The sequence below is a fragment of the Intrasporangium sp. genome (genome assembly GCF_051961875.1).
In the GTDB taxonomy this organism is placed as follows: domain Bacteria; phylum Actinomycetota; class Actinomycetes; order Actinomycetales; family Dermatophilaceae; genus Intrasporangium_A.
Genome location: NZ_JBQCCV010000008.1, coordinates 1 through 5,996 on the forward strand (window position 1 = coordinate 1; position 5,996 = coordinate 5,996).

2 protein-coding genes are annotated in these 5,996 nt (G+C 69.6%); both read left to right on the forward strand.

The features are described from left to right. Positions 1–940, forward strand: a 940-nt coding sequence (locus tag ACTHJJ_RS00255) for a pyridoxal-phosphate dependent enzyme (protein WP_440300932.1), incomplete at its 5' end; no start/stop codon positions are given. Positions 941–1,213: 273 nt separating this feature from the next. Beyond that, positions 1,214–5,996: DUF4082 domain-containing protein (locus ACTHJJ_RS00260; protein ID WP_440300933.1), on the forward strand; the 4,783-nt coding region annotated here is incomplete at its 3' end.

The following is a 5,996-nucleotide window of genomic DNA, read 5'->3' on the forward strand; positions in this document are numbered from 1 at the left end:
CTGGAAGCCGAACCAGTATTTCAATCCGGAGGGGCCGAACAGCCACTACCACTCCACCGGTCCGGAGATCTGGGCGGACACGGACGGTCGCGTCACGCACTTCGTTGCCGGCGCCGGCACGGGCGGGACGATCAGCGGGACCGGTCGCTACCTCAAGGAGGTCTCCGACGGCTCCGTCAGGATCATCGCCGCCGACCCGGAGGGGTCGGTCTACTCCGGCGGCAGCGGGCGCCCGTACCTGGTCGAGGGCGTGGGTGAGGACTTCTGGCCCGGCGCCTACGACCCGTCGGTCGTCGACGAGGTCATCGCGGTCACCGACGCCGACTCGTTCGACATGACGCGGCGACTGGCGCAGGAGGAGGGCCTGCTCGTCGGCGGCTCTTGCGGCATGGCGGTCGTCGCCGCGCTCCGCGCCGCGAAGGACCTGCCCCAGGACGCCGTCGTCGGCGGCCTGCTGCCCGACGCGGGCCGGGGGTACATGTCGAAGATCTTCAACGACGAGTGGATGGCGTCGTACGGCTTCCTGCACGAGCCGGGGGAGCAGACCGTCGGCGACGTGCTGCGGTCCAAGTCGGGTGACATGCCCGCGCTCGTGCACACCAACCCCAACGAGACGATCCGCGACGCGGTGCAGATCCTGCGCGAGTACGGCGTCTCACAGATGCCGGTCGTCAAGGCCGAGCCGCCGGTGATGTCCGGCGAGGTGGCGGGTTCCGTCAGCGAGCGCGCGCTGCTCGAGGCCCTGTTCACCGGGCACGCGCACCTGGCCGACTCAGTCGAGAAGCACATGGAGCCGGGGCTGCCGCTCGTCGGCTCCGGCGAACCGGTGTCGGGCGCCCGCGAGGAGCTCGAGAAGCACGACGCGGTGCTCGTCATCCAGGACGGCAAGCCGGTCGGGGTGCTGACGCGGGCAGACCTGCTCGGCTTCCTGGCGGACTGAACCGAGGCACGGCAATAGGAGCGCGGAAGCGGCCGGGAGGGCGCATCCGGCCCCGTCACCAGGGGGTTGAGGGCGGCTCCCTCACCCGTCACATCGCGGGCATTCCGCGCCATTTCAAGGCGATTCGGACCTTCCGGTCTTCGGCAGACGGCCGCCTGACGGGGCCGTAACCTCGAATTCGACCGGTTGGGGATCGCCAAGGACGGGACCGCGGCGATGCCGGTCGAAGTCGACCGGGCGGGGTGCCCGTGCGAACGTGTGAGGGGGGACCTCATGAGCCGTTCGATGCGTTCGGGGCCCAGCCGGAGGCGCAGGCTGCGCCCGATCATCGCCTTCGCCGCCGCCGTGCTCGTCGCGGGCCTCCTCCAGCCGCTGATGCTGACGGGAGGCCCAGCCGCGGCAGCGGGGCCCTGTGGTCCACCGGTGGTCAGTGTCATCGCGTGTGAGAACACCCTCGCCGGTGACCCGCCGAGCGACTGGCAGGTCAGCGGTGCGGGCGACTCGACCATCCAGGGTTTCGCCACGACGATGAGCGTCAACGTCGGCGACACCATCAGCTTCAAGATCAACACCCCCGCGAAGGCGTATCACATCGACATCCTTCGGATGGGCTACTACCAGGGCAACGGCGCCCGCAAGGTCGTCTCTGCACTCGCGCCGACGGCGACGCTGCCGCAGTCGCAGCCGGCCTGCCTGAGCCAGGCCACGACCGGCCTCATCGACTGCGGCAACTGGGCCGTCTCCGCTGCCTGGTCGGTGCCGAGCACTGCCGTCTCGGGCGTCTACCTCGCGCACCTGGTGCGCAACGACACCGGCGGTAGCAGCCTCATCCCGTTCGTCGTGCGCAACGACGCCAGCCACTCCGACCTGATCGTCCAGACCTCGGACGAGACCTGGCAGGCGTACAACACCTACGGCGGCAACAGCCTCTACACCTGTAGCGTCAACTGCCCACCCGGAAGCCCCGCCGCGTACAAGGGCGCCTCCAAGGTCTCGTACAACCGTCCGTTCCACAGCGCGCTCGACGACTCCGGGCGCAGCTGGCTCATGTACTCCGAGTACCCGATGATCCGGTTCCTCGAGGCGAACGGTTATGACCTGTCCTACACCAGCGGTCTCGACGTGAGCACCACCGCCGGCGGCCAGCTGCTGACGAACCACAAGGTATTCCTCTCGGTCGGGCACGACGAGTACTGGTCCGGCGTCCAGCGGGCGAACGTCGAGGCGGCCCGCGACAAGGGCGTGAACCTCGCCTTCTTCAGCGGCAACGAGGTGTTCTGGAAGACGCGTTTCGAGCCGAGCGCCGACGGGACCTCGACTGCGAACCGCACGCTGGTCTGCTACAAGGAGACGCACTACGACAGCGTCGTCGACCCCCAGGATCCGCCGACGTGGACCGGCACCTGGCAGGATCCTCGCTTCAGTCCGCCCGGCGACGGCGGGCGGCCGCAGAACGCCCTCACCGGGCAGCAGTTCCTGGTCAACTCGGGAACCACGGACATCGCCGTGCCGGCCCAGTACTCCAAGCTGCGCTTCTGGCGCAACACCAGCGTGGCGAGGTTGAGCGCAGGCCAGATCGCGACCCTCGCACCCGGCGCGGGGACGCTCGGCTACGAGTGGGACGCGGACCCGGACAACGGGTTCCGCCCCGCCGGCCTGTTCCGGATGTCGTCGACGACGTCGACCACAGCAGAGATCTTCACCGACTACGGCAGCACGACCCAGAGCAACCAGAGTGCCACGCACAACCTGACGATCTACAAGGCACCGAGCGGCGCCCTGGTCTTCGGCGCCGGCACGGTCCAGTGGTCCTGGGGGCTGGACGGGTCCAGCTCCGGCAAACCGGCAGACGTGAACATGCAGCAGGCGACGGTGAACCTCTTCGCCGACATGGGGGCACAGCCCTACGCACTGATCTCCGGGTTGACCGCGGCAACGGCCTCCACGGACACGAGCGCTCCCACCTCGACCATCACCTCGCCGGCGAGCGGCGTCACCCTGGGTGACGGTGGCAAGGTCACCATCAGCGGAACGGCCGCCGACACCGGCGGCGGTGTCGTGGCTGGAGTCGAGGTGTCGACGGACGGGGGAACGACCTGGCACCCCGCCACGGGCACGACGAGCTGGAGCTACGCGTGGGTGGCCCACGGGAGCCCCACCGCGACGATCCGGTCCCGGGCCGTCGACGACAGCGGCAACCTCGAGACGGCCGCCGCCGGGGTCAAGGTCAACATCGGGTGCACCTGCTCCATCTGGGGCGTGGGCGCGACCCCCGGTGCCGCGGACTCGGGCAGCGCGTCAGCGGTCGAGGTCGGGGTCCAGTTCAAGTCTGAGGTGTCCGGCTACGTGACCGGGATCCGGTTCTACAAGTCGATCGCGAACACCGGGACCCACATCGGCAACCTGTGGACCGCGTCCGGCACGAAGCTGGCCTCGGCGACCTTCACCGGCGAAACCGCGAGCGGGTGGCAGCAGGTCACGTTCTCCAGCCCGGTGGCGATCAACGCCAACGCGACCTATGTCGCGTCGTACTTCGCACCCAGCGGCCACACCGCCCAGGACGAGGCCTACATGTTCCCGGCCCCGTCGCCGACGCCGTATACGAGGGGCTGGCTCGACAGCCCCCCGCTCCACGCGCTGCGCAACGTCAACGGGACGGTGAACGGCCTCTACAAGACCAGCACGTCGAGTGCCTTCCCCACGTCCAGCAACAACGCGGAGAACTACTGGGTGGACGTGATGTTCGCCTTGAGCACGACCCCTCCGTCCGCGCCGGCAGCCCCGACCGGGGTGACCGCCTCACCGGGCAGTGGATCGGCCCTCGTGTCCTGGGCGATGCCAACGGACGGCGGCAGCGCGATCACGAGCTACACGGTCACGCCCTACATCGGGTCGACCGCGCAGGCCACCACGACCGTCTCCGGCAGCCCGCCCGCGACCAGCGCCACCGTGTCCGGCCTGAAGAACGGGACGGCATACACCTTCAAGGTCTCGGCGACCAACAGTGTCGGCACGGGCCCGGACTCGGCGGCGTCCGCGCCCGTCACACCACAGGCGGTCACCTGCTCCCCGTGCACCCTGTGGACGCCGTCCACCGTGCCGACGACTCTCGACCAGGGTGACACCAACGCCGACGAGCTCGGCGTGAAGTTCACCTCGGACGTGAGCGGGCTGGTGACCGGGATCCGGTTCTACAAGTCGACCGCGAACACCGGGACCCACATCGGCAACCTGTGGACCCTCTCGGGGACGAAGCTCGCCACCGCGACCTTCACCAACGAGACCGCGTCCGGCTGGCAGCAGGTCAACTTCGCCACTCCGGTCACCATCGCCGCGAACACGGTGTACGTGGCGTCCTACTACGCACCCGCCGGGCACTACTCCGCGGACAGCAACTACTTCGCGACGGCCTTGGACAACCCGCCACTGCACGCGCTCAAGGACGGGGCCAACGGCGGCAACGGCGTGTACAAGTACTCGAGCACGAGCGCCTTCCCGAACCTGACCTACAACGCCGAGAACTACTACGTCGACCCGGTCTTCGTGACGGGAACGACGGCTCCCGCTGCCCCGACGAACGTGACCGCTACCGCCGGCAACGCCTCGGCGACGGTGTCCTGGACGGCGCCGTCCAACGGCGGCAGCACCATCACCGGCTACACCATCACGCCCTATGTCGGCACGTCCCCGAAGACCCCGACCACCATCACGGGCAACCCGCCTGCCACCACGGCGAACATCACCGGCCTCACCAACGGGACGGCCTACACGTTCACCGTCACCGCGACCAACGCCGTCGGCAGCGGACCGGAGTCGAGCGCCTCCAATGCCGTCACGCCCACCTCGGGCGCGACCGTGCCCGGCACCCCGACGAACGTGACGGCCACGGCCGGCAACGCGTCGGCGACGGTGTCCTGGACGGCGCCGTCCAACGGCGGCAGCACCATCACCGGCTACACGATCACGCCCTATGTGGGGACGTCGCCGCAGACCCCGACTGCGATCACCGGCAGCCCGGCCGCCACCACGGCGAACATCACCGGCCTCACCAACGGGACGGCCTACACGTTCACCGTCACCGCGACCAACGCCGTCGGCAGCGGACCGGAGTCGAGCGCCTCGAATGCCGTCACGCCGACCGCGGGCGCGACGGCGCCGGGGGCCCCGACGAACGTGACGGCGTCGGCGGGTGATGCGTCGGCGACGGTGTCCTGGACGGCGCCGTCGAACGGGGGCAGCACGATCACCGGGTACACGATCACGCCGTACATCGGGACGGCGGCGCAGGCCACCACGAAGGTCACCGGCAGCCCGCCGGCGACGACGGCCACGGTCTCGGGGCTGACCAACGGGACGGCGTACACCTTCACGGTGACGGCGACCAACGCGGTCGGTACCGGGCCGGAGTCGAGCGCGTCGGCGGCGGTCACGCCCAAGGCGGTCAGCTGTACCGCGTGCACGATCTGGCCGTCCAGTGCCGCGCCGACGGTCTCCAGCGCTGCGGACAACAACTCGCTCGAGCTCGGGGTGAAGTTCACCTCGGACGTGAACGGGTTCATCACCGGGATCCGGTTCTACAAGGGCACCGGGAACACCGGCACCCACGTGGGCAACCTGTGGACCTCGACCGGCACGAAGCTGGCCTCGGCGACGTTCACCAACGAGACCAGCACCGGCTGGCAGCAGGTCAACTTCGCGACCCCGGTGGCGATCACGGCCGGCACCGTCTACGTCGCGTCGTACTTCGCCCCGGCCGGTCACTACGCCGGGGACAGCAACTTCTTCACCAGCGGCGTCGACAACCCACCGCTGCACGCCCTCAAGGACGGCGCCAGCGGCGGCAACGGCGTCTACGCCTACACGGGCAGCAGCGCCTTCCCCACCAGCACCTACCAGGCCAACAACTACTGGGTCGACGTCGTCTTCGCCGCGGGCGCGACGGCGCCGGGGGCCCCGACGAACGTGACGGCGTCGGCGGGTGATGCGTCGGCGACGGTGTCCTGGACGGCGCCGTCGAACGGGGGCAGCACGATCACCGGGTACACGATCACGCCGT